The organism is Pseudomonas helleri (assembly GCF_045830615.1).
Taxonomy (GTDB): domain Bacteria; phylum Pseudomonadota; class Gammaproteobacteria; order Pseudomonadales; family Pseudomonadaceae; genus Aquipseudomonas; species Aquipseudomonas helleri.
In genome coordinates, this window is sequence record NZ_CP174501.1 from 4831209 (window position 1) to 4852300 (window position 21092).

General features: G+C 59.1%; 21 protein-coding genes. 11 read left to right on the forward strand and 10 right to left on the reverse strand.

Annotated elements, in window-relative coordinates:
• Positions 1 to 74: 74 nt before the first annotated feature.
• The gene (locus tag ACJJU9_RS21800; protein ID WP_048366455.1) at positions 75 to 1424 is read right to left on the reverse strand and encodes an aspartate aminotransferase family protein; all 1350 of its coding nucleotides are present in this window, start codon (positions 1422 to 1424) and stop codon (positions 75 to 77) included.
• A gap of 123 nt (positions 1425 to 1547) precedes the next feature.
• Between ACJJU9_RS21800 and ACJJU9_RS21805 the strand changes: the two genes are divergently transcribed.
• The 3 genes from ACJJU9_RS21805 to ACJJU9_RS21815 all read left to right on the forward strand — a co-directional run bounded on the left by ACJJU9_RS21805 (position 1548) and on the right by ACJJU9_RS21815 (position 4282).
• Positions 1548 to 2468: a LysR family transcriptional regulator gene (locus ACJJU9_RS21805; RefSeq protein WP_048390343.1), complete on the forward strand. Its 921-nt coding sequence runs from the start codon at positions 1548 to 1550 to the stop codon at positions 2466 to 2468.
• Positions 2469 to 2512: 44 nt separating this feature from the next.
• A complete protein-coding gene (locus ACJJU9_RS21810; protein ID WP_153331932.1) occupies positions 2513 to 3115 on the forward strand; it encodes a YigZ family protein in 603 nt (200 codons plus the stop codon).
• Positions 3116 to 3598: 483 nt separating this feature from the next.
• On the forward strand, positions 3599 to 4282 hold the full coding sequence (locus ACJJU9_RS21815; RefSeq protein ID WP_407729508.1) for an SDR family oxidoreductase: 684 nt from the start codon (positions 3599 to 3601) through the stop codon (positions 4280 to 4282).
• A 36-nt stretch (positions 4283 to 4318) separates the two neighbouring features.
• On the opposite strand, the gene ACJJU9_RS21820 is transcribed toward ACJJU9_RS21815, so the two are convergent.
• Positions 4319 to 5404 (reverse strand): calcium:proton antiporter, encoded by a 1086-nt coding sequence (locus ACJJU9_RS21820; protein ID WP_407729509.1) that lies wholly within the window; start codon positions 5402 to 5404, stop codon positions 4319 to 4321.
• 224 nt (positions 5405 to 5628) lie between these two features.
• Here ACJJU9_RS21820 and ACJJU9_RS21825 point away from each other — a divergent pair, with 224 nt between their 5' ends.
• On the forward strand, positions 5629 to 6582 hold the full coding sequence (locus tag ACJJU9_RS21825) for an adenosine deaminase (RefSeq protein WP_048366460.1): 954 nt from the start codon (positions 5629 to 5631) through the stop codon (positions 6580 to 6582).
• A gap of 75 nt (positions 6583 to 6657) precedes the next feature.
• Here the strand turns inward: ACJJU9_RS21825 and ACJJU9_RS21830 are convergent, their stop codons facing one another.
• Positions 6658 to 7572: a LysR family transcriptional regulator gene (locus ACJJU9_RS21830; protein ID WP_407729510.1), complete on the reverse strand. Its 915-nt coding sequence runs from the start codon at positions 7570 to 7572 to the stop codon at positions 6658 to 6660.
• Positions 7573 to 7690: 118 nt separating this feature from the next.
• Here ACJJU9_RS21830 and ACJJU9_RS21835 point away from each other — a divergent pair, with 118 nt between their 5' ends.
• On the forward strand, positions 7691 to 8704 hold the full coding sequence (locus tag ACJJU9_RS21835) for a zinc-binding alcohol dehydrogenase family protein (RefSeq protein WP_407729511.1): 1014 nt from the start codon (positions 7691 to 7693) through the stop codon (positions 8702 to 8704).
• 121 nt (positions 8705 to 8825) lie between these two features.
• Positions 8826 to 8996 (forward strand): hypothetical protein, encoded by a 171-nt coding sequence (locus tag ACJJU9_RS21840; protein WP_164488133.1) that lies wholly within the window; start codon positions 8826 to 8828, stop codon positions 8994 to 8996.
• Between the two features lies 1 nt (position 8997).
• On the opposite strand, the gene ACJJU9_RS21845 is transcribed toward ACJJU9_RS21840, so the two are convergent.
• The gene (locus ACJJU9_RS21845; protein WP_407729512.1) at positions 8998 to 10194 is read right to left on the reverse strand and encodes a multidrug effflux MFS transporter; all 1197 of its coding nucleotides are present in this window, start codon (positions 10192 to 10194) and stop codon (positions 8998 to 9000) included.
• A 260-nt stretch (positions 10195 to 10454) separates the two neighbouring features.
• Positions 10455 to 10655: a heavy-metal-associated domain-containing protein gene (locus ACJJU9_RS21850; RefSeq protein ID WP_123751255.1), complete on the reverse strand. Its 201-nt coding sequence runs from the start codon at positions 10653 to 10655 to the stop codon at positions 10455 to 10457.
• Between the two features lie 146 nt (positions 10656 to 10801).
• On the opposite strand from ACJJU9_RS21850, the gene ACJJU9_RS21855 reads away from it, so the two are divergent.
• The 3 genes from ACJJU9_RS21855 (at position 10802) to cueR (ending at position 14102) form a co-directional block, all read left to right on the forward strand.
• Positions 10802 to 11182, forward strand: coding sequence for a hypothetical protein (locus tag ACJJU9_RS21855; RefSeq protein WP_048366465.1), 381 nt, complete (start codon positions 10802 to 10804; stop codon positions 11180 to 11182).
• Positions 11183 to 11272: 90 nt separating this feature from the next.
• The gene (locus ACJJU9_RS21860; protein WP_407731022.1) at positions 11273 to 13666 is read left to right on the forward strand and encodes a heavy metal translocating P-type ATPase; all 2394 of its coding nucleotides are present in this window, start codon (positions 11273 to 11275) and stop codon (positions 13664 to 13666) included.
• A 13-nt stretch (positions 13667 to 13679) separates the two neighbouring features.
• Positions 13680 to 14102 carry a Cu(I)-responsive transcriptional regulator gene (gene cueR / locus ACJJU9_RS21865; RefSeq protein WP_153331927.1) on the forward strand — a complete coding sequence of 141 codons (423 nt, stop codon included), beginning with the start codon at positions 13680 to 13682 and terminating at the stop codon, positions 14100 to 14102.
• 135 nt (positions 14103 to 14237) lie between these two features.
• Here the strand turns inward: cueR and ACJJU9_RS21870 are convergent, their stop codons facing one another.
• From ACJJU9_RS21870 to ACJJU9_RS21880, 3 genes are all read right to left on the reverse strand, one after another.
• The gene (locus tag ACJJU9_RS21870) at positions 14238 to 15038 is read right to left on the reverse strand and encodes a sulfite exporter TauE/SafE family protein (RefSeq protein WP_048366467.1); all 801 of its coding nucleotides are present in this window, start codon (positions 15036 to 15038) and stop codon (positions 14238 to 14240) included.
• 8 nt (positions 15039 to 15046) lie between these two features.
• Entirely contained in the window at positions 15047 to 16612 is a 1566-nt protein-coding gene (locus tag ACJJU9_RS21875; protein ID WP_407729513.1) for a TIGR01244 family sulfur transferase, read from the reverse strand.
• 69 nt (positions 16613 to 16681) lie between these two features.
• Positions 16682 to 17011, reverse strand: coding sequence for a helix-turn-helix transcriptional regulator (locus ACJJU9_RS21880; protein WP_048366468.1), 330 nt, complete (start codon positions 17009 to 17011; stop codon positions 16682 to 16684).
• Positions 17012 to 17104: 93 nt separating this feature from the next.
• On the opposite strand from ACJJU9_RS21880, the gene ACJJU9_RS21885 reads away from it, so the two are divergent.
• Entirely contained in the window at positions 17105 to 17968 is an 864-nt protein-coding gene (locus ACJJU9_RS21885; RefSeq protein ID WP_314918712.1) for an MBL fold metallo-hydrolase, read from the forward strand.
• A gap of 51 nt (positions 17969 to 18019) precedes the next feature.
• Here ACJJU9_RS21885 and ACJJU9_RS21890 read toward each other — a convergent pair whose 3' ends face one another.
• Positions 18020 to 18913, reverse strand: coding sequence for a PA4780 family RIO1-like protein kinase (locus ACJJU9_RS21890; protein ID WP_048366470.1), 894 nt, complete (start codon positions 18911 to 18913; stop codon positions 18020 to 18022).
• Between the two features lie 253 nt (positions 18914 to 19166).
• On the reverse strand, positions 19167 to 19958 hold the full coding sequence (locus ACJJU9_RS21895; protein ID WP_407729514.1) for an AraC family transcriptional regulator: 792 nt from the start codon (positions 19956 to 19958) through the stop codon (positions 19167 to 19169).
• Positions 19959 to 20040: 82 nt separating this feature from the next.
• Here ACJJU9_RS21895 and ACJJU9_RS21900 point away from each other — a divergent pair, with 82 nt between their 5' ends.
• Positions 20041 to 21069 (forward strand): bile acid:sodium symporter family protein, encoded by a 1029-nt coding sequence (locus ACJJU9_RS21900; RefSeq protein WP_153330325.1) that lies wholly within the window; start codon positions 20041 to 20043, stop codon positions 21067 to 21069.
• The last annotated feature ends 23 nt before the right edge of the window (positions 21070 to 21092 follow it).

Here is a 21092-nt window from a genome sequence, read left to right on the forward strand (position 1 = left end):
CCAAAAAGTTGTCCACAGGCGCGAACGCTGCGCGCCTGCCTCTATTCCCAAAACCGCTTCTATAGATAGAAGGATCAGTCAATCTGGTTCAGCGCTTCACCGACCGCATCGAACAAACGATCCAGGTCTTGCGGCTTGCTATTAAAGGTTGGGCCGAACTGCAGGGTGTCGCCACCAAAGCGTACGTAGAAACCCGCCTTCCACAATTTCATCGCCGCATCAAACGGACGAACAATTGCGTCACCATCACGCGGGGCAATTTGAATGGCACCCGCCAAGCCATAGTTACGAATGTCGATGACGTTTTTCACGCCCTTCAAACCATGGATCGCATTCTCAAAGTGCGGCGCGACTTCAGCAACGCTCTGCACCAGGTTTTCCTTTTGCAGCAGATCCAGCGCAGCCAGGCCCGCAGCACAGGCCACAGGGTGAGCCGAATAGGTATAGCCGTGTGGGAATTCAACCGCGTATTCAGGCGTCGGCTGATTCATGAACGTCTGATAAATCTCAGTGGTGGCAATCACCGCGCCCATCGGGATCGCGCCGTTGGTCACTTGCTTGGCAATACACATCAAGTCCGGAGTTACGCCGAAGCTGTCAGCACCAAACATCGAGCCTGTACGACCAAACCCGGTGATCACCTCATCGAACACCAACAGGATGTTGTGTTGATCGCAGATTTCACGCAGACGTTTCAGATAACCCTGAGGCGGCACCAGTACACCTGCCGAACCTGCCATAGGCTCCACAAACACCGCCGCGATATTCGACGCGTCATGCAACTCGATCAGCTTGAGCAACTCATCAGCCAGCGCAATACCACCCTGCTCCGGCATGCCGCGTGAGAACGCGTTGCTCGCCAAAAGCGTGTGCGGCAAGTGATCAACATCACTCATCGCCTGGCCAAACAGCTTACGGTTACCGTTCACACCGCCCAGGCTCGTGCCGGCAATGTTCACCCCGTGATAACCACGGGCACGGCCAATCATCTTGGTTTTGGTCGACTGGCCTTTCAAACGCCAGTAAGCCCGCACCATCTTCACCGCAGTATCCGCACACTCAGAACCCGAGTCAGTGAAAAACACGTGGTTCAAATTACCTGGGGTCAGCGAGGTGATTTTCTCTGCCAGCTGGAATGACAGCGGGTGCCCGTACTGGAACGCAGGCGAATAATCGAGGGTGCCCAGTTGCTTGGCCACTGCTTCCTGGATTTCTGTGCGTGTATGCCCAGCACCACAGGTCCACAGACCTGACAGCGAATCGTAGATTTGCCGACCTTTATCGTCCGTCAGATAACTACCTTTCGCGCCAACGATAAAACGCGGATCGCGATGGAAGTTACGGTTAGCGGTGTAAGGCATCCAATGAGCATCCAGCTTGAGCTGGCTAGTCACTGAGATTTCGGCATTTTCGGGCATGTTCATCGGCAAAACCTCGCAAAGCAGAAAGCGGCGTGGGATTGAAAGCGTTGTTGCAGCTAAATTGCCACGGCTATAAAGTCGATGAAATCCAACTCTTCTAACCTTTAGTTAGGCCCGGACTAAACTATGAGCACCCGTCGTCCCGATGCACTGGCCCAAGTCAGCGACTTTGATATTCGATTGCTCCGGATCTTTCGCAGCGTTGTCGAATGCGGTGGTTTTTCAGCCGCAGAAACCGTGCTCGGGATTGGCCGCTCGGCCATCAGCCAACAGATGAGCGACCTCGAACAACGCCTCGGTTTACGTCTGTGCCAACGGGGTCGAGCAGGGTTCTCCCTGACAGAAGAAGGCCGCGAGGTGTATCAGTCAGCGCTGCAGTTATTAGGTGCACTGGAAAGTTTTCGTACCGAGGTCAACGGCCTGCACCAACACCTGCGCGGTGAGTTGACCATTGGCCTCACCGACAACCTGGTCACCCTGCCCCACATGCGTATCACCCATGCGCTGGCACAACTCAAGGAACGCGGACCTGACGTGCAAATCCACATTCGTATGATCGCCCCCAACGAAGTGGAACAAGGCGTTCTCGACGGCCGCCTTCATGTAGGCGTCGTTCCCCAGGCCAGCGCACTCTCCGGGCTTGAATATCAGCCACTGTACAGCGAGCGCTCACTGCTTTACTGCGCCGTCGGCCACCCGCTGTTTTATGTCGATGACCGGCAACTGGAAGACCAGCGCCTCAATGACCAGGACGCCATTGCCCCGACCTTTCGCCTGCCAGCCGACATCCAGGCGCACTACCAGGCACTCAACTGCACCGCCAGCGCATCCGACCGAGAAGGCATGGCGTTCTTGATTTTGACCGGGCGCTACATCGGCTACCTGCCCGATCACTACGCCAGCTTCTGGGTACAGCAAGGCCGCCTGCGCGCCTTGAAAGCCAAAACGCGTTTTTATGACTTAAGCCTCGCCTCGGTCACCCGCAAAGGCCGACGGCCACACCTGGTGCTGGAAAGTTTCCTTGAGAGCCTGGAAGCGACGCGCTAACGTAAACGGCGGCTTCAAGCCTCCAGCCAATGTTCGGAAACCACATGCCCTCGACCCTCACCGGCCTTTGCGAATACCGCGAAGAAATCCGCAAAAGCCGCTTCATCACACTGGCCGCCCCGATTACCAGCGCCCAGCAAGCCCAAGACTTCATCGAACAACACAGCGACCTCAACGCCACCCACAACTGCTGGGCCTGGAAACTCGGCGCCCAATACCGCAGCAGCGATGATGGCGAACCTGGTGGCACCGCAGGGCGGCCGATCCTGTCGGCGATTGAAGCGCAAGACTGCGATCAAGTCGTGGTACTGGTTATCCGTTGGTACGGCGGCATCCAACTGGGCACCGGGGGGCTCGCGCGCGCCTATGGCGGTGGCGCCAATAAGTGCCTGCAAGGGGCAGAGAAACTCCCGCTCATCAGCCGCGTCCCCCTGCAGTGCACCTGCCATTTCAGTGAACTGGCCTTGGTTAAATTGCGTCTGGCCGAACTGGATGGCCTGCTCACCCAAGAAACCTTTACCGCCAACGGGGTTGATTTACAGCTGGAGCTAGGCGAAGAACACATTCCAGCTCTGCAGCAACAACTGGCCGGCATCAGTCGCGGCAGAATCCTGTTGCACCGGGACACCACAAACAGCGACGCGTAAGCGTGTAATAACCTGCGCCTCACCACTTGCCCACAATCACTGTGCACCCAACTGTGGATAACCTGAGCACACACGGCTACAGCCCTTTTATTACGGGCCTTTCAGCCATTTGTACGTTTTTTATCCAAATCAGCCGCGCTTTGAGAAAAACACAGACAAAACAATACTTTAGCGTTGCATATCGCGGTTAGAACAAAGGGATGCAGTGCTTATACCGGTGCATTCAAGTTGCGCACAGATACTGTGGAACAACCTGTGGATAACCCGTGTAAAGTCCCCGGCGATTCAGCCCCCATAACGCTTACTTAATCTTGTGCGTTTTTTAATCAATTACAGATATTCAAGACCATCACCTGACCTCTGCCTGCCTATCGTTCCTACTCATCATTTGATGAGAGCGCACACACAAGCGCTGGGCACTCGCACAGGGAAGGCGTAAAAACAGCTAACGGTGACTTCCTTAACGCTAAAGAGGGCGAATTCATGGCAGCAAAAAAAGCACTAATCGTAGGCGCCTCACGTGGGCTGGGTCTGGGACTGGTGACAGCGCTTTCCCATGACGGCTGGCAAGTAACCGCAACCGTTCGGGACCCTCAGCGCGCAGAGGCATTAAAAAAACTGGATAACGTGCAGGTCGAGCAACTCGACATCGACAACCTGCAAGCCATCAACGCCCTGCACCAGCGCTTGAGCGCAGACGTGTTTGACCTGGTTTTTATTAACGCCGGCATCAAGGGCCCGGACGATCAAACCTCCGGGGCCGCCAGCCTCGCCGAGATTGGCCAATTGTTCCTGACCAACAGCGTGGCGCCCGTTAACGTGGCTCAAGCCTTTGTCGGCAGTATCAAAAAGGACAATGGCGTTCTGGCATTCATGAGCTCAAGGCTGGGCAGCATCACCAATCCCAACGCCCCGTATCTTGCACTCTACAAAGCTAGCAAGGCCGCGCTCAATTCATTGACCAACACCTTTGTGACGCAACTCCCGGAGCCGCGACCAACCGTGCTCTCCATCCACCCGGGCGTCGTCAAAACCGACCTGACTCGCGGTACCGGCGACATTGACGTCGACACCAGCATCCGAGGCATCGTCGAACAGCTCTATGCGTATGCCGGTAAAGGCGGTCATCACTATATCGACTACAAGGGTCAGACCATTCCCTGGTAGCCGTGTGAAGGGCAGCCGTCACAGGCTGCCCATCGCTTAAAGCCCCAGCAGCGACAACATGATGAACGTGGCAAACAATACGAAATGCGTCATGCCCTCAATGGCATTGGTCTCACCGTCATTCAAATTGATCGCGCACACCACCAGCGTAATCAGCACCATCACCGTCTGCACCGGGGTCATCGCCATCTGAAAGGGTTGGCCGGTATACAGCGCCATCGCCTCCATGGCAGGCACCGTCAAAATCACCGTGGACAACGAAGCGCCCAAGGCCACATTCACCACCGATTGCATGCGGTTGGCCAACGCGGCCCGTAGCGCCGTCAGAATTTCCGGTGCCGCCGAGATGGCCGCAACCACAATTGCCGTCATCACCGGCGGCGCGCCCGTCCCCTCAAGGCCAAGGTCCAGCGCCTTGGACATCACCTCCGCCAGGGCACCGATCACAATCACCCCCAGCCCGAGAATGGCGATCGACAGCTTTACATTGGTCGGCGTCCCTTCTGGCTCGCGCTTGCGGCCTTTTTTTTCCGGGTAGCTGTAACTGAAAAAGTAACTGTGCGGCCCCACCTGCATGCGCAAAAACACCGCATACAGCAGCACCATCGCGCCAATGGTGAAGGCGGAGTAAATTTTCCAGTCGGCCTCAGGGATAAATTCCGGCACCACCATCGACACACCCATGGCCGTCAGAATCATCACGCTGTACGTGCGGGCCGAATCGTCGTTGTAGGACTGCTCGCCATGTTTGATCCCGCCCATCAGCGCGGCCAAACCGAGGATGCCGTTGATATCGAGCATCACCGCCGAATAAATCGTGTCACGCACCAAGGTCGGCGACGGCTCGTTGCTCATCATGATGGCCAGGATGACCACTTCTACCAGCACCGCAGACAGCGTAAGAATCATCGTCCCATAAGGGTCGCCGACCTTTTCAGCCAGGACCTCAGCGTGATGCGCTACCCGCATCGAAGCGCAGACAATCGCCGCAATCAGGACCAAGCCCCCGATCAGCGCCGTGGCCTGACCACTGCCCAATAACCAATGTTCCAGCGGGAAAGCCACGCCGACCATCGCCACCGCCAGGAGGAGGAGTTTTTCATCTTTCAATAAAGTCAGCATCGCAGGCCTTTTGCCGAGAGTCGAATACACGTTGTGAGGTCACAGACTGCCAAAACTCACTAACGTTTCGTTACACCTTAGTTCACAGGCACGCCATTAGAAGGGTCTGACTGGCCGCTCAAACGCAGTTGGTGCGACAAATGGCGGGGGCATTTTTACAAGCTGTGTCGTCCGACGCCTGTAGAATGCCGCCATCTGCACCTGATCTGATGAGAAAAACGAATATGTATGACTGGCTGAACGCCCTGCCAAAAGCAGAACTGCACCTGCACCTTGAAGGTTCTCTAGAGCCCGAGTTGCTGTTCTCGCTGGCCGAGCGCAACAAAGTCGCCCTCCCCTGGAACGATGTTGAAACCTTGCGCAAGGCCTATGCCTTCAATAACCTGCAAGAGTTTCTCGACCTCTACTACAAAGGCGCAGACGTACTGCGCACCTCTCAGGATTTCTACGACCTGACCTGGGCTTACCTGTTGCGCTGCAAGGCTCAGAACGTTATTCACACCGAACCCTTCTTCGACCCGCAAACCCACACCGATCGTGGCGTGCCGTTTGAAGTGGTACTGAATGGCATCGCCGCTGCACTCAAAGACGGCGAACAGCAACTGGGCATCACCAGTGGCTTGATCCTGAGCTTCCTGCGCCACTTGAGCGAAGAAGAAGCGCAAAAAACCCTCGACCAGGCACTGCCATTTCGCGATGCATTTGTCGCCGTAGGCCTGGACAGTTCAGAAATGGGCCACCCGCCGAGCAAGTTCCAGCGCGTGTTTGACCGTGCCCGCCACGAAGGTTTTCTGACCGTGGCCCACGCCGGCGAAGAAGGCCCGCCGGAGTACATCTGGGAAGCCCTCGACCTGCTGAAAATCCAGCGTATCGACCACGGCGTGCGCGCGATTGAAGACGAGCGCTTGATGCAACGCATCATCGACGAGCAAATCCCGCTGACCGTCTGCCCGCTGTCCAACACCAAACTGTGCGTGTTCGATCACATGTCGCAACACAACATTCTCGACATGCTCGAGCGCGGCGTGAAAGTCACCGTCAACTCCGACGACCCGGCCTATTTCGGCGGTTACGTGACCGAGAACTTCCACGCGCTGTACACCGACCTGGGCATGACCCAAGACCAAGCCAAGCGCCTGGCGCAAAATAGCCTCGACGCACGCCTGATCAAACCGTAAAAACCCGGCCTTGTAGGAGCGAGCTCGCCTCGCGATCTTTTGATCCTTTAAAAAGATCGCGAGACAAGCTCGCTCCTACAAGGCACTACGCTGCCCCGCCAACCCCGCACACCGCTCAATCAGCATATCGCGCAGCAACTTCACCGGTTTGCTCAACTGGGCGCGATGCCCGCACAGCAAATTCAATGGCGCATGCTCGCAGGTCAACTCCGGCAATAACACCTTGAGCCTGCCCGCCGTCACATCCTGCGCCACGTCCAGCCACGACTTGTAGGCAATCCCCGCTCCGGCAATCGCCCACAAACGCACCACATCGGCATCATCACTAAAACGGTCACCGCTCACCGTCAGCCCCAGCTCGCGCTTACCATCGTTAAATTGCCAATGGTCATGCACGCGCGTCCCGAGCATGTACAGCAGGCAGTTATGTTGCAGCAAATGTTCAAGCTGACGCGGCTCGCCTCGGCGCGCCAAATAGTCGGGTGATGCGCACAGTACGCGGCGGTTGTCGGTGGCAACCGGTAGCGCCACCAGACTGGAGTCTTCCGGCTCACCGTAACGCAGGGCGATATCCACAGGCTGGCGGAACAGATCGGCAATCCGGTCGCCCAGCAATAGACGTACGGTCAACTGCGGGTGTTCACGCTGAAACGCGTCCAGCCAGGGCAACAACAGGTTACGTCCAAAGTCTGACGGCGCGGATAGCTGCAACACCCCGCTCACTTGGTCTTGCCCACGGGCTAAAAGGCGGCGCCCTTCATCCAGGCTGCTCAAGGCCGTACGCGCATAATCGAGAAAGCCTTGGCCCTCCGCCGTCAGGCGCAAACTGCGCGTAGAACGTGCCAACAATCGAACCCCTAACTGCGCTTCGATCCGCTTGAGGGCTGCACTGGCCACCGCTGGCGACAAATCCATCACCCGCGCAGCTGCCGACAAACTGCCCAAGTCAGCAGCACGCACAAACAGTTGCAGGTCATCGAAGCGCAGCATTCATCGCCACCATTATCAAAAAAACATTGAAAGAGACTGCTGTTTTAGCCGGTTTTATCGCCCAGCGAAATGGTTAATCATCGATTCACTTTTCGTACTCACTGTCAGGACATGCCCCATGAAAGCTATCGCCTATTACCAGTCGCTGCCGATCCAGGACCCTAACGCCCTGCAAGACATCGAACTGCCCGAGCCAGTAGCCGGCCCGCGCGACGTGTTGGTTGAAGTCAAAGCCATCTCGGTCAACCCGGTGGACACCAAGGTTCGCCAAAACGCACAGCCGGAAGGCGGTGCCGCCAAAGTGCTGGGTTGGGACGTGGCCGGGGTGGTCAAGGCGGTCGGCAGTGACGTCAGCCTGTTCAAGGTCGGTGACAACGTGTTCTACGCCGGGTCTATCGCCCGGGCGGGCGGCAACAGCGAGCTGCACGTGGTCGATGAGCGAATTGTCGGGCACATGCCAAAAAGCCTCGGTTTTGCTGAAGCCGCTGCACTGCCGCTGACCGCCATTACCGCCTGGGAATTGTTGTTCGAACGCCTGGCTATTAAAGAAGGCAAAAACGACGAGCAGCAAAGCCTGTTGATTGTCGGCGCAGCAGGCGGGGTCGGCTCGATCCTGACCCAACTGGCCAGCCAGTTGACCGCCCTCAAGGTGATCGGCACGGCCTCACGCCCCGAGACCCAAGCCTGGGTGCGCGAACTGGGCGCCGATGTGATCATCGACCACACCCAGCCATTGAGCGAAGCACTCAAAGCTCAGGGCATCGACGCGGTAACCCACGTCGCCAGCCTGACGCAAACCGATCAGCACCTCGACCAACTGGTCGAAGCCCTCGCTCCACAAGGCAAGTTTGCTTTAATCGACGACCCGAAAACCTTCGACATCACCAAGCTCAAACGCAAGAGCCTGTCGCTGCACTGGGAGTTCATGTACACCCGCTCATTGTTCGAAACCCCGGACATGATTGCGCAACACGCCCTGCTCAACCGGGTGGCCGACTTGATCGACGCGGGCACTTTGCGCACCACGGTAGGCGAACACTTTGGCACCATCAACGCCGCCAACCTGCGCCGCGCACACGCGCTGCTGGAAAGCGGCAAGGCCAAAGGCAAAATCGTGCTTGAAGGGTTCTGATCACAGCAAGGGGACTAAAACGGTCAATTTTTAACCGTCAGTCAGAGACTTGATGCCTGTCATATTCTGCGGCGCTTTCAGGCATACACTGGCCGCCTTTGCCAACCAAAGGAGGCCAGCAATGAAAATCCTGATAAAGGCGTTAGCAAAATCTCCTGACTGCCAATGGCAGGTTCAAATCGACCAGCAAGCCGTTAACTTTCGCACAAAGGCTGAGGCCAAAGCCTTTGTGGATACGTTGAAATCGCGTTTGCAGGCCCCGCACAAATTGCCCGAACCCATGGCAGTGTGATTCAGACTGTTTCCTCGGCGGCGATCCGCGCCTGATACACACGGCGGGTCGCCATGCCGATCGTCACGGCCAACACCCCGCACAAGGTGATCACCATCGCCATTGGCATTGCCGTGCCATCATGCAAAACACCCACGAGTGACGCCGCACCGGCGGCCACACTGAACTGCAAAAAGCCCAGCATCGCCGAAGCACTGCCCGCCCGTGCGCCCTGCCCATTCATGGCACACGCCGAGGCATTGGGGATGATGCAGCCCAGACTGGCGATGCAGATAAACAGTGGAATCAACAACGGCCACAGTTGCTCGGTATGCAGGACGCTAATGCCCAGCAATGCCACACCTGCCGCCAGATAAACCCACACCGTACGCGCCAGCAAAAAGGCCGGTTGGCGCTTGGCCAGCAACCGTGCGTTCACTTGCGCCACCAAAATAAAGCCCGCCGCGTTACTACCGAACAACCAGCCGTAGTGTTCCGCAGGCACGCCATACAGCTTGATAAAGACGAAAGGTGAACCCGCAATGTAGGCAAACATCCCGGCCATTGCGATCCCCCCCGTCAGAGCATGCCCCAGGAACTCGCGATCCTTGAGCAAACGGCCGTATTGGCGCAGCGCCCCCGACAACGGTTGGCGCGGCACGTTGGCCGGCAAGCTTTCCGGCAACCCCAATGCCACCGCCAGGGCGGCCAGTGCACTGAAGCCGGTCAGCGCGATAAAGATCGACTGCCAGCCGTACACGTTAACCAGCAGGCCGCCAAGCATCGGCGCCAAAATCGGCGCCAGGCCCATCACCAGCATCAGTTGCGAGAACACCTTGGCCGAGCCCACCGCATCGCACTTGTCACTGACAATCGCACGTGACAGCACCATCCCGGCACACCCGCCCAGCGCCTGGACAAACCGTGCACCAATCAGCCACTCGAGCGTGGGCGCAACCGCGCAGGCCAAAGAACCCAGGGTAAACAGGCCAACACCCACCAGCAGCGGCACACGACGACCGAAGCGGTCAGCCAGCGGGCCGTACGCCAGTTGGCCGATGGACAAGCCCAGGAAATACACCGCAAGGGTCAACTGGATGTGCGTTTCATCGGTGGCAAAGGCTAGCGCCATCGCCGGGAACCCAGGCAAGTAGAAATCGATCGCCAAGGGCCCAAAAGCGCTGAGCGCGCCGAGAATCAGGAGAGTTCTAACGTTCATCAGTTGTCCAAATCGTACTGCGGTTAGCGCGGTACGACAGTCTAGCTGTGGTTGCAGACGATGAACATTAAGTTAGCGAGCTATCTAATAAATCCCCTGTAGGAGCGATCTTTTGATCCTGGCTCTTTTTACGGCCGCTGCGCGCCCGGACGTAGCCTCGCAAGGCTCGTCAACTGCTACGGGGGTACGCGATACACCTGTAGGAGCGAGCTTGCCTCGCGATCTTTTGATTGTTTAAAAGATCGCGAGGCTTTTCTGCGTCAAGCCGTGGCTGGCACGTCAAAACCGGCACCTTCAATCGCGCCGACGATGTCTTTTGCTGCCAACGAGCTCTCGACCTTCACCGTTTTGGTCTTCAGGTCCACGTCGACTTTAGACTGCGGATCAAGGCGCTGAATCGCGTTGGTCACACCGCGAACACAGCCACCACAGGTCATTCCATCCACTGTAAACGTTTGCATGACACGCCTCCTTTGGTTGAGATGGCCACAGCTTCCACCTTGCCATCGTGGCAAGGTCAAGCCCCTCGTTGTATGGGCACACTGGCAATCTGACCTTGGCTCGGCCAAGCTGAATGCCTTCTGATTTAAAAACAAGGTACCGAGCCATGCGCGGGTCCGCTTTGAGCCTAGTCAGTTTTTTAACCCTGGCCGCCTTGCCGCTGTGGGCCAATGCCGATCAAGACTACGGCGTTTTGATCATTTCTCGCGAACGCCTCGAAGTCCCCACCAGCTGCGAAGTCGGGGTGTACATCGACGATCAATTGGCCGGGCGATTGTTTCAAGAGCAGGCGCTGTCTTTCAATTTGCCCGCCGGCAATGTCGGCATTCGCCTCAAGCTGCTGCCCGGTCAGGCGCCGGGGTGCTTGCCCGGCATGCTGGTGCCACCTGCGCAGCAGTTCACGCTTAAAGCCGGTGATGTACGCAAATACCGGATCGCGCTGGGCAAGGATGGCATGTACCTCAAACCTGCCAAGTTGGAATACTGACCGCAGCGCGCGAAATAACCCACAGCAGTGGCCTTGACCTTGCCACGGGGTCAAGGTCGATTCTATGGACAGATAACTTCTTGAGGAGGACTGCTCGTGCCCACCCAATTCGATCTGCCGATTGACGGTATGACCTGTGCCAGTTGCGCCGGCCGCGTGGAAAAAGCCTTGGCCAAAGTGCCGGGGGTTGAAAGCGTCAGCGTCAACCTGGCCACTGAACAGGCGCGTATCCAGGCCCCGGCCGACAGCCTGGCGGCACTGGTCGACGCCGTGCAGCAGGCGGGTTACAGCGTGCCAGCCCACAGCCTGGAGCTGGACGTGGGCGGCATGACCTGCGCGTCCTGCTCAGGCCGCGTTGAAAAAGCCCTCAGCAAAGTCCCCGGGGTCGAGCGTGTCAGCGTTAACCTGGCCAACGAGCGGGCCCACGTCGAACTGCTGGGCCACGTCGACCCGGCCCGACTGATCGACGCGGTTACCCGGGCCGGCTACTCAGCCAGTCTGCACCAGGCAAACAACCCGCAGGCCGTGCAGGACGATCAGCAAAAGCGCTTGCAGCGCGAACGCTGGGCGTTGGTGCTGGCTATTGTCCTGGCGTTACCGCTGGTTCTGCCGATGCTGCTGATGCCATTGGGGATTCACTGGATGCTGCCCGCGTGGGCACAGTTCGTACTCGCCACCCCGGTGCAGTTTGTGTTGGGCGCACGCTTTTATCGTGCTGCCTGGAAAGCCGTCAAAGCAGGCGCCGGCAACATGGACCTGCTGGTCGCCCTCGGCACCAGCGCGGGTTACGGCCTGAGCCTCTACGAATGGGCCATTGCCGCGCCCGGCACCACACCGCATCTGTACTTCGAAGCCTCGGCCGTGGTCATCGCACTGGTGCTGCTGGGCAAATACCTCGAAAGCCGCGCCAAACGCCAGACCGCCAGCGCCATTCGAGCCCTTGAAGCCCTGCGCCCGGAGCGCGCCCTGCGCGTGGTCGATGGCCAGGAACAAGACGTCGCCATCAGCGACCTGCGCCTCAATGACCTGGTGCTGGTCAAACCCGGCGAGCGTTTTCCGGTGGATGGCGAGGTGGTCGAAGGCCAAAGCCACGCCGACGAAGCCTTGATCAGCGGCGAAAGCCTGCCCGTGCCGAAACAGCCTGGGGATAAAGTCACCGGCGGCGCGATCAATGGCGAAGGCCGTCTGGTGATCAAAACCTTGGCCCTGGGCACCGAAACCGTCCTCGCACGCATCATTCGCCTGGTCGAAGACGCGCAGGCCGGTAAAGCGCCGATCCAGAAGTTGGTAGATAAAGTCAGCCAGGTGTTCGTCCCGGTGGTGCTCGTGATCGCCCTCGCCACCCTGCTCGGCTGGTGGCTCTACGGCGCCCCGATTGAAACGGCCCTGATCAACGCCGTGGCTGTGCTGGTTATCGCCTGCCCGTGTGCGCTGGGGTTGGCGACACCCACGGCGATAATGGCCGGGACCGGTGTGGCCGCCCGCTTCGGGATCTTGATCAAAGACGCCGAAGCGCTGGAGCGTGCACACGAAGTCAGCGCCGTGGTCTTCGACAAAACCGGCACCCTCACCTCCGGCACCCCGCAAATCGCCCACTTGGCTGCGCTGGACGGTGACGAAGCCCACTTGTTGCAAGCCGCAGGCGCCCTGCAACGCGGCAGCGAACACCCCTTGGCCAAGGCCGTACTGGATGCCTGCGCCGCACGGCAGTTAAACGTGCCGGATGTAGCAGACAGCCAGTCTCTGACCGGGCGCGGCATCGCCGGCACACTCGAAGGCCGTCGTCTGGCCTTGGGCAATCGTCGCCTGCTCGACGAAACCGGCCTCACTCCAGGTTCGCTGGCAGACTCCGCAACCGCCTGGGAGAACGAAGGCCGCACCCTGTCGTGGTTGATCGAACAAAGCCCCGAGCCCCGTGTGCTCGGCCTGTTTGCCTTTGGTGACACCCTTAAAACCGGCGCGCAGTCCGCGATCCAGCAACTCACCGCACGCCACATCAGCAGCCACTTGCTGACCGGCGACAACCGCGGCAGCGCCCGTGTGGTCGCCCAAGCGTTGGGCATTACCGACGTGCACGCCGAAGTCTTGCCCGCCGACAAGGCAGCCACGGTGGCCGAACTGAAAAAAACCGGCGTGGTGGCGATGGTCGGCGACGGCATCAATGACGCCCCGGCACTGGCCGCAGCCGATATTGGTATCGCCATGGGCGGCGGCACCGACGTGGCCATGCAGGCTGCGGGCATTACCCTGATGCGCGGCGACCCGCGACTGGTGCCCGCCGCCCTGGACATCAGCCGTAAAACCTATGCAAAAATCCGCCAGAACTTGTTCTGGGCGTTTGTCTACAACGTGATCGGCATTCCGCTGGCCGCCTTTGGCTTCCTCAACCCGGTACTGGCGGGCGCGGCCATGGCATTCTCCAGCGTCAGCGTGGTCAGCAACGCACTGTTACTGAAGTTCTGGAAACCCGACGACCTAGAATGAGGAGGCAACTGTCATGAATATCGGCCAGGCCGCCAAGCACAGCGGCCTGAGCGCCAAAATGATTCGTTACTACGAGTCCATTGGCTTGCTCAAACCCGCCCACCGCAGCGACAGCGGCTATCGCCTGTACAGCGACGACGACCTGCACACACTGGCGTTTATCAAGCGCTCGCGGGACCTGGGGTTTTCACTGGAAGAGGTCGGCAAACTGCTGACCTTATGGCAAGACCGCCAACGCGCCAGCGGCGACGTAAAAGCCCTGGCGCGCCAACACATCGAGGCGTTGAATCAAAAGATTGTTGAACTGAGCAGCCTGCGTGACACCCTGCAAGTACTGGTCGAAAGCTGCCAGGGCGACCACCGCCCCGACTGCCCGATCCTCAAAGACCTGGAGTCGGGGGCGTGCTGCCTGACAAAGGAAACTCAAAAACCGTAGCAGCTGCCGCAGGCTGCGTCCGGCGGCGCAGCCGTCGTAAGGTCTGCCACGCGGTGTGTCAGGCTAATGCAGATCTCTGGTTTTACGATCGCTTCGCAATCGGACGTAGCCTTCGGCAACTGCTACGAAATCGGCTCACAGCACCATCATCAACACTTTGCCGATCATCAACACGCTGACCACCGCACACAGCACCGCAAACCCCTGTTGCATCCGCTGGCCCGAGATTTTCGGCGCCAGCACGCGGCCGATGATCATCCCCGCCAGCGTCGCGCTGATAAACAGCACGCCCTGTTCCGACAGGCTGAAGCCCTGATACACCAGATGCCCCAAGGTGCCCAAAGACACCAGCGCCACCACCATCAACGACGTGGCGACAATCCCGTGCATCGGCACATCACTGAATTTGCGAAACGCCGGGACGATCAAAAAACCACCGCCAACCCCCAGCAACCCGGTCAACAACCCCGCCGAGGCGCCGATAGACGCCAATGTGGTGGCGCAGCGCAGGTCCCACTTCAAGTGCCCGGTAGACGGGTTGAGCTGGCAGTTTTTATGCTCCATGTCTTCATCAGACGGGCAGCCCGCCCGGGCTTTCAAAAACATGCGCGCAGAAACAAACACCATCACGCCACCAAACAAGGCCATCAGTGCCGCGCCGGGCAGCAGCTTGGCCAAGTGCAGCCCCAGCGGTGACGCCAGCCAGCCGGCGCCGGCCATCAGCGCTGCCGCCTTGTAGCGCACCAAGCCTTTGCGCAACCCGTCAATGGCGCCCACCGACGCCGCCACACCCACCGCCAATAACGCAACAGGCGTGGCCTCAACCAGCGTCCAGCCCACGCCCAGGGTCAACGCCGGAATGGCCAAAATACCGCCACCCGCGCCAGTCAGCCCCAACAGCAAGCCCACCAGCGCGCCCAAGATCATAATCAGCATGGTTGAACTCAGTCCGGCTTGCAGTCAGTAAACCATTCACGCCCTTTGAGCATCCCTTGCCAGTAGAACCAGGGCAGTAATGTTGCCTTCAGGAACCAGGCAGACTGTCTTGGCACGGTAGGATCCATCGGAAAGGTTGGCAGGAGTTTTCCGCCATAACCGAACTCGGCCAGAATCACTTTGCCTTTTTCGACCGTCAGCGGGCACGAGCCATAACCGTCATAACGCTTGGGCAATGCACGGCCCTGGCGCAGGGCAATCAGGTTGTCCGCCACCACCACGACTTGCTTGCGCGCTGCCGCCGCCGTTTTGGCATTGCTGGTGCCGCACACATCGCCCGCCGCAAAAATCTCGGGGTAGCGCGGATGCTGCAAGGTGGCCGGGTCGGTTTCAAACCAGCCCGCCTTGTCGGCCAGCTCGCTGCGACGGATCACGTCCGGCGCTTGTTGCGGCGGCACGACATGCAGCATGTCGAAGCGCTTCTCGACCCGCGTGACCTGCCCGTCCGCATCGGTCACATCAAACCAGGCGGTCTTGTTCGGGCCGTCAACCTTGACCAGATTGGACTGGAACGCCAATTGCGCCTTGTAGGCTTCCACGTATTTCATCAACGGCGGGACAAACGTCGGGACGCCAAACAACGCCGCACCCGCCAGGTTGAACTCCACCGAAACCGACGCCAGCACGCCCTGCTTGCGCCAGTAATCACACGACAGATACATCGCTTTTTGCGGCGCACCGGCGCACTTGATCGGCATCCCCGGTTGCGTGAACAGCGCCTTGCCGCCGCGCAGCGAGCGCACCAGCTCCCAGGTGTAGGGCGCCAGATCATGCCGGTAATTGGACGTTACGCCATGTTTGCCGAGGGTCTCTTCCAGACCTTCGATTTTCTCCCAGGCCAGTTGCAAGCCAGGGCACACAATCAACTGCTGATAACCCAGCTCTGTGCCGTCACTGAGCAGCACCACCTTGCGCTGCGGCGCAAACGCACACAGCGACGCCTTCACCCACTGCGCGCCTTTGGGCATTACCTCGCCGGTGGGCCGCACCGTGTCTCGCACGTCGTAGGCACCGCCACCCACCAGAGTCCACGCGGGCTGATAGTAGTGCTCGGTATTGGGCTCGATCACGGCGATGCGCAAAGACGCGTCGCGCTTCAACAAGCTTGCCGTCACCGACAGCCCGGCCGAGCCGCCGCCCACCACAACCACGTCAAACTGGCGCACTTCACGGGTGCCTTGGGTCGCGGCTTCATAGAGTTTTGAAGACCGATTGCCCGTGCGGCAAAACGCCAACACCGGCTTGGGCAACTCCGCCAGCAACTCACGCAGTTGTTGCGCCTGTTCCGCGGTTGCGCCGGTGGTCTGCACCGGCAAATAAGCAAAACGCAGCCCCAACGCCTCGGCGGCCTGCTGCATAACGCCGTGCTCGGGTTGTTCGGAGCCGCCTTCATGATCGGGACGGTTGCACACCACACTGCGAAAACCCAGTGCGGGCAAGGCTTGGAGGTCAGACGGCGCGAGCTGGCCAGACACCGAGAACGTGGCGTCGATTCGCTTGATGTTTTGCTCCATTGGGCACTCCAGGCACAACAAAAATGAATGGAATAAGGGGGCGGTGAACGTCGCAGGCAATGGCCCGCATCACTTCTTCAGCGCTTGACCGCAATACAGACCCGACAACGTTTGCATCACAGACACCACTTCGAAACTGGCGAGGGAGTAGTAAATATATTTCCCCATGCGCCGGGTGTTGACCATGCCTTCATCGCGCAACACGCCGAGCTGTTGCGACAAGGTGGGCTGGCGGATCCCGGTCAGGTCTTCAAGCTCACCGACATTGCGTTCGCCTTGCGTCAGCTGGCACAGCAACAGCAGCCGGTCTTCATTGGCAAGGGCTTTGAGAAGGGTGCAGGCTTTGGACGCAGAATCGCGCAGAAGGCCGATCTCTTCACTGGTGAGTTGGGCAGACATGGAGAGCTCCGTGACGTAATGGTCGACAGTCTACGTCTCGATAATATATGTTTCAATATATTGAAATATCTTTTGATTCACGTGAGGCCCTTCATGCACGCCGACATTCAAGGTTTCTACGACCCCAACACCTCAACCGTGAGCTACGTGGTGTACGAAGCTGACGGTAGCGAGTGCGCCATCATTGACCCGGTGCTCGACTACAACGCTGCCGCCGGGCGCATCAGTACCGACAGCGCCGACAGCATCATCCGGTTTGTAGAAGCCCACGGCCTCAAGGTGCAGTGGTTGCTGGAGACCCACGCCCACGCGGATCATTTATCAGCCAGCGCCTACCTCAAGCAAAAGCTCGGCGGGCAAATCGGCATTGGTTCGGCGATTACCCAAGTCCAAGGCGTGTTTCGCGATATCTACAACCTGGAGCCTGAGTTCAGGCTCGACGGCTCGCAATTCGACCATTTATTCGAGCCGGACGAGGTGTTCCACATTGGCCGCCTGCACGTGCGCGCGCTCCATGTGCCGGGGCATACGCCAGCCGACATGGCCTACCAGCTCGAAGACCACAGCATCTTTGTCGGTGACACCTTGTTCATGCCGGATGTCGGCACCGCGCGTTGCGACTTTCCGGGGGGCGATGCGCAGCAGTTGTATCACTCCATCAAGCGCCTGCTGAGTTTGCCGGCCGATACCCGACTGTTGATGTGCCACGACTACCCGCCCGCCGGACGCGAAGCCTCGTGGTCGACCACGGTGGGCGAGCAGCGGGCACGCAACATCCACGTGAACGACAGCGTGCCGCTGGCCGACTTTGTCGACATGCGCACCACCCGCGACGCCACCTTGGGCGTACCGGCCCTGTTGATCCCGGCCATCCAGGTCAACATCCGCGCCGGCAACCTGCCGCCCGCCGATGAAAGCGGCCTGCGCAGCCTGAAAATCCCGCTCAACCGGTTTTAAAAATGGCGGGCATAAAAAATCCGGCCAAGGCCGGATTTTTTATTCATCGAATCACTGCATCCACGGCGGAGGCGGCTCTTCGGCTTTGCTCGGTGGCGCATCATCTGCGGCTCGCACCGCTTGACGACGTTCTTCATCCAGACGGGCCGCTTCGATCTCGCGGATCACACCGCCGACATCCGCCAACTCTTCAGGCTCATCAAACTCGCCGGTCAACACGCTGGTCGGCTGCAGGGTGCCCGCTTCGTAAAGCGCCCACATTTCCTTGGCGTAGCGGGTTTTCTTCAACTCCGGCGCAAAGCGTCCGAAGTACAAAGCCATGTTGCCCACGTCACGCTCCAGCATGTTGAACGCGTGGTTGTTACCCGCTGCATCCACCGCCTGAGGCAAGTCGATAATCACCGGGCCGGTTGGCGTCAGCAACACGTTGAACTCAGACAAGTCACCGTGAACCAGCCCCGTGCAGAGCATCAGCACGATCTGGGAAATCAGGTACGCGTGGTATTCGCGCGCCTGATCCGGCTCCAGCACCACATCGTTCAAGCGCGGTGCCGCGTCACCGTATTCATCGGCCACCAGTTCCATCAGCAGCACGCCTTCGAGGAAGTCGAACGGCTTGGGCACCCGTACACCGGCGCCCGCCAGCCTGAACAGGGCGGCTACTTCGGCGTTCTGCCAGGCGTCCTCGGTTTCTTTACGACCGTACTTCGAGCCCTTGGCCATCGCTCGGGCCTGCCGGCTGTTGCGAACCTTGCGACCCTCCTGATATTCAGCGGCCTGCCGGAAACTTCGTTTGTTAGCCTCCTTGTAAACCTTGGCGCATCGCAGCTCTTTGCCGCAGCGGACCACATAAACAGCTGCTTCTTTGCCACTCATGAGTGGGCGCAGCACCTCGTCGATCAGACCGTCCTCGATCAGGGGTTCTAAGCGTTTTGGAGTCTTCATCAGCTTTTATTGTGGGTCCTTTGTTACCAAACACGCGAATGTCACTCGTTATACGGCAATCCACTCACTACGGGGAGAGGGGGACCGTGCAAGAGTCGCTTGTAGGCACGCCATGTGCCAAAAATCCCGACGTTAGCCGCTCTGGATAATAGACGAGCGCCAACCATCGGGCATCGACTAATCCCGTTGATTCAGCGCGCACCCTACTAGAGCCGAGCAAAATGTATGCAGGGCGTTTCCGAAAATAGCCCGATCACTGTCGGAATAACTCGCCGGGCGTGAAGCCAAACATTTTTTTAAAGGCGGCAATAAAGGCCGACGTGGACTCATAACCACACGACAACGCCGCCAGGGTCACGCTGCCGCCCTCCTCCAGCACCCGCAGGGACGACAGCAAGCGCATGCGCTGGCGCCAACTGCGAAAACTCATGCCGGTTTCCCGGTCAAACAACCGCATCAGGGTTTTTTCCGACGTACCCAAGCGCTCGGCCCACACACTCAGGGTCACTTCAGCCTCAGGGTTTTCGATCAGCTCATTGCACAGCGCCAACAACCGCGCATGACGCGGTAATGGCAGCGAAAAACCCACCTGGTTCAGGCCCGCCAGTTGATCAAGCAACACCTGCACCAAACGTTCTTCAGGGCTGCCGCCTTGTGGATACTCCACCGGCAAGGCGCAAAAACGTTTGATCAGCTCGCGCGCCAGCGGTGTCACCTCCAATACCCGGCAATGTTCGGGTGCCCACAGGCAATCCTCACGGCGCACGTACACGCTGCGCATCTCGGCGCGCATCGAGGTCACCACCTCATGCTCCAGCCCGGCCGGGATCCAGATGCCCCACTGCGGCGGCGCATAAAAACTGCCTTCGTCGGTGTGCACACCCAGCACGCCACTGATGGCATACGAAAACTGCACCCAATCATGTCGATGGCGCGGCGTCCACGAGCCCGCGCCCAAACTCTCGGCGCGCGCGTACAGCGGCCGAGGCAAGGTTTTAAGCGCAGGAATGGCGCGTTCGGCACCACGTTGTCCGTTTGGCGGCATTGGTTGGCCTTATGTCGCAAGACGTCAGATAAACCCGACGTTAGGCTAAGTCATCAATTCTTACAATGCTCTGGTGCCCACGATGCCTGTGTTCAAACACCTCAAACGCCTGTTCACAGACTGGTTTCTGTGCGGCATGTTACTGGCGACTTTACTCGCCTACGTCTTCCCGACGTTCGGCAGCACTGGCGGCGGCATGCACGCGGAAGTGGTGATCAACATCGGCGTGTTCCTGGTGTTCTTCCTGCACGGGGTCAACCTGTCCAGCGAGCAAATCCGTCACGGCCTTAAAAACATCCGCCTGCACTTCATGGTTCAGGGCTTCACCTTTATCGTCTTTCCGCTGATCTGGGTGGTCGCCAACACACTGCTGGGCGCGCACATTCCGCCGCTGCTGATGCTGGGGTTCTTCTACCTGTGCGCCCTGCCTTCGACCATCTCCTCGTCCGTGGCCCTCACCGGCAGCGCGGGGGGCAACGTGCCTGCGGCGATTCTCAACGCCAGCCTGTCGAGCGTACTGGGGATATTTCTTACGCCATTGCTGGTGAGCTTTGTAGTCGGCAGTGGCTCGGGCGGTATCGACCTGGGCTCAACCCTGCTCGACCTGTGCGCCATGCTGTTGCTGCCATTGGTGCTTGGGCAACTGGTGCGCCCGCTGTTCGGACGTTTTTTCGCCCGCCACAAGCGCTACACCAATATCTGCGACAAAGTGGTGATCTTGCTGCTGGTGTACGCGGCGTTCTGTAACTCGATGGTCTCGGGCATGTGGCAACAGCAAGGCACCTCGGTGATCTTCAGCGCTCTGGTTGGCAGCGCGATCTTGCTCGCCATCATCCTGTGGCTGACCACCCGCACTGCGCGCGCCTTGAAATTCAGCACCGCCGATGAAATCGCCGCCGTGTTCTGCGCCAGCAAAAAATCCCTGGCGGCGGGCGCCCCGATGGCGGCCTTGATCTTTGGCGCCAACCCCGGCCTTGGCCTGATTTTGCTGCCGATCATGATCTACCACCCGCTGCAATTGATCGTCTGCTCGGTGATGGCTGAAAGCTACGCCAGCCGCAATCAACGAGAAAAAGCCGAACAAAATGCTACGGCGGTGGCCGCCAGCTAATACATACGAGCGCTCCCACACTC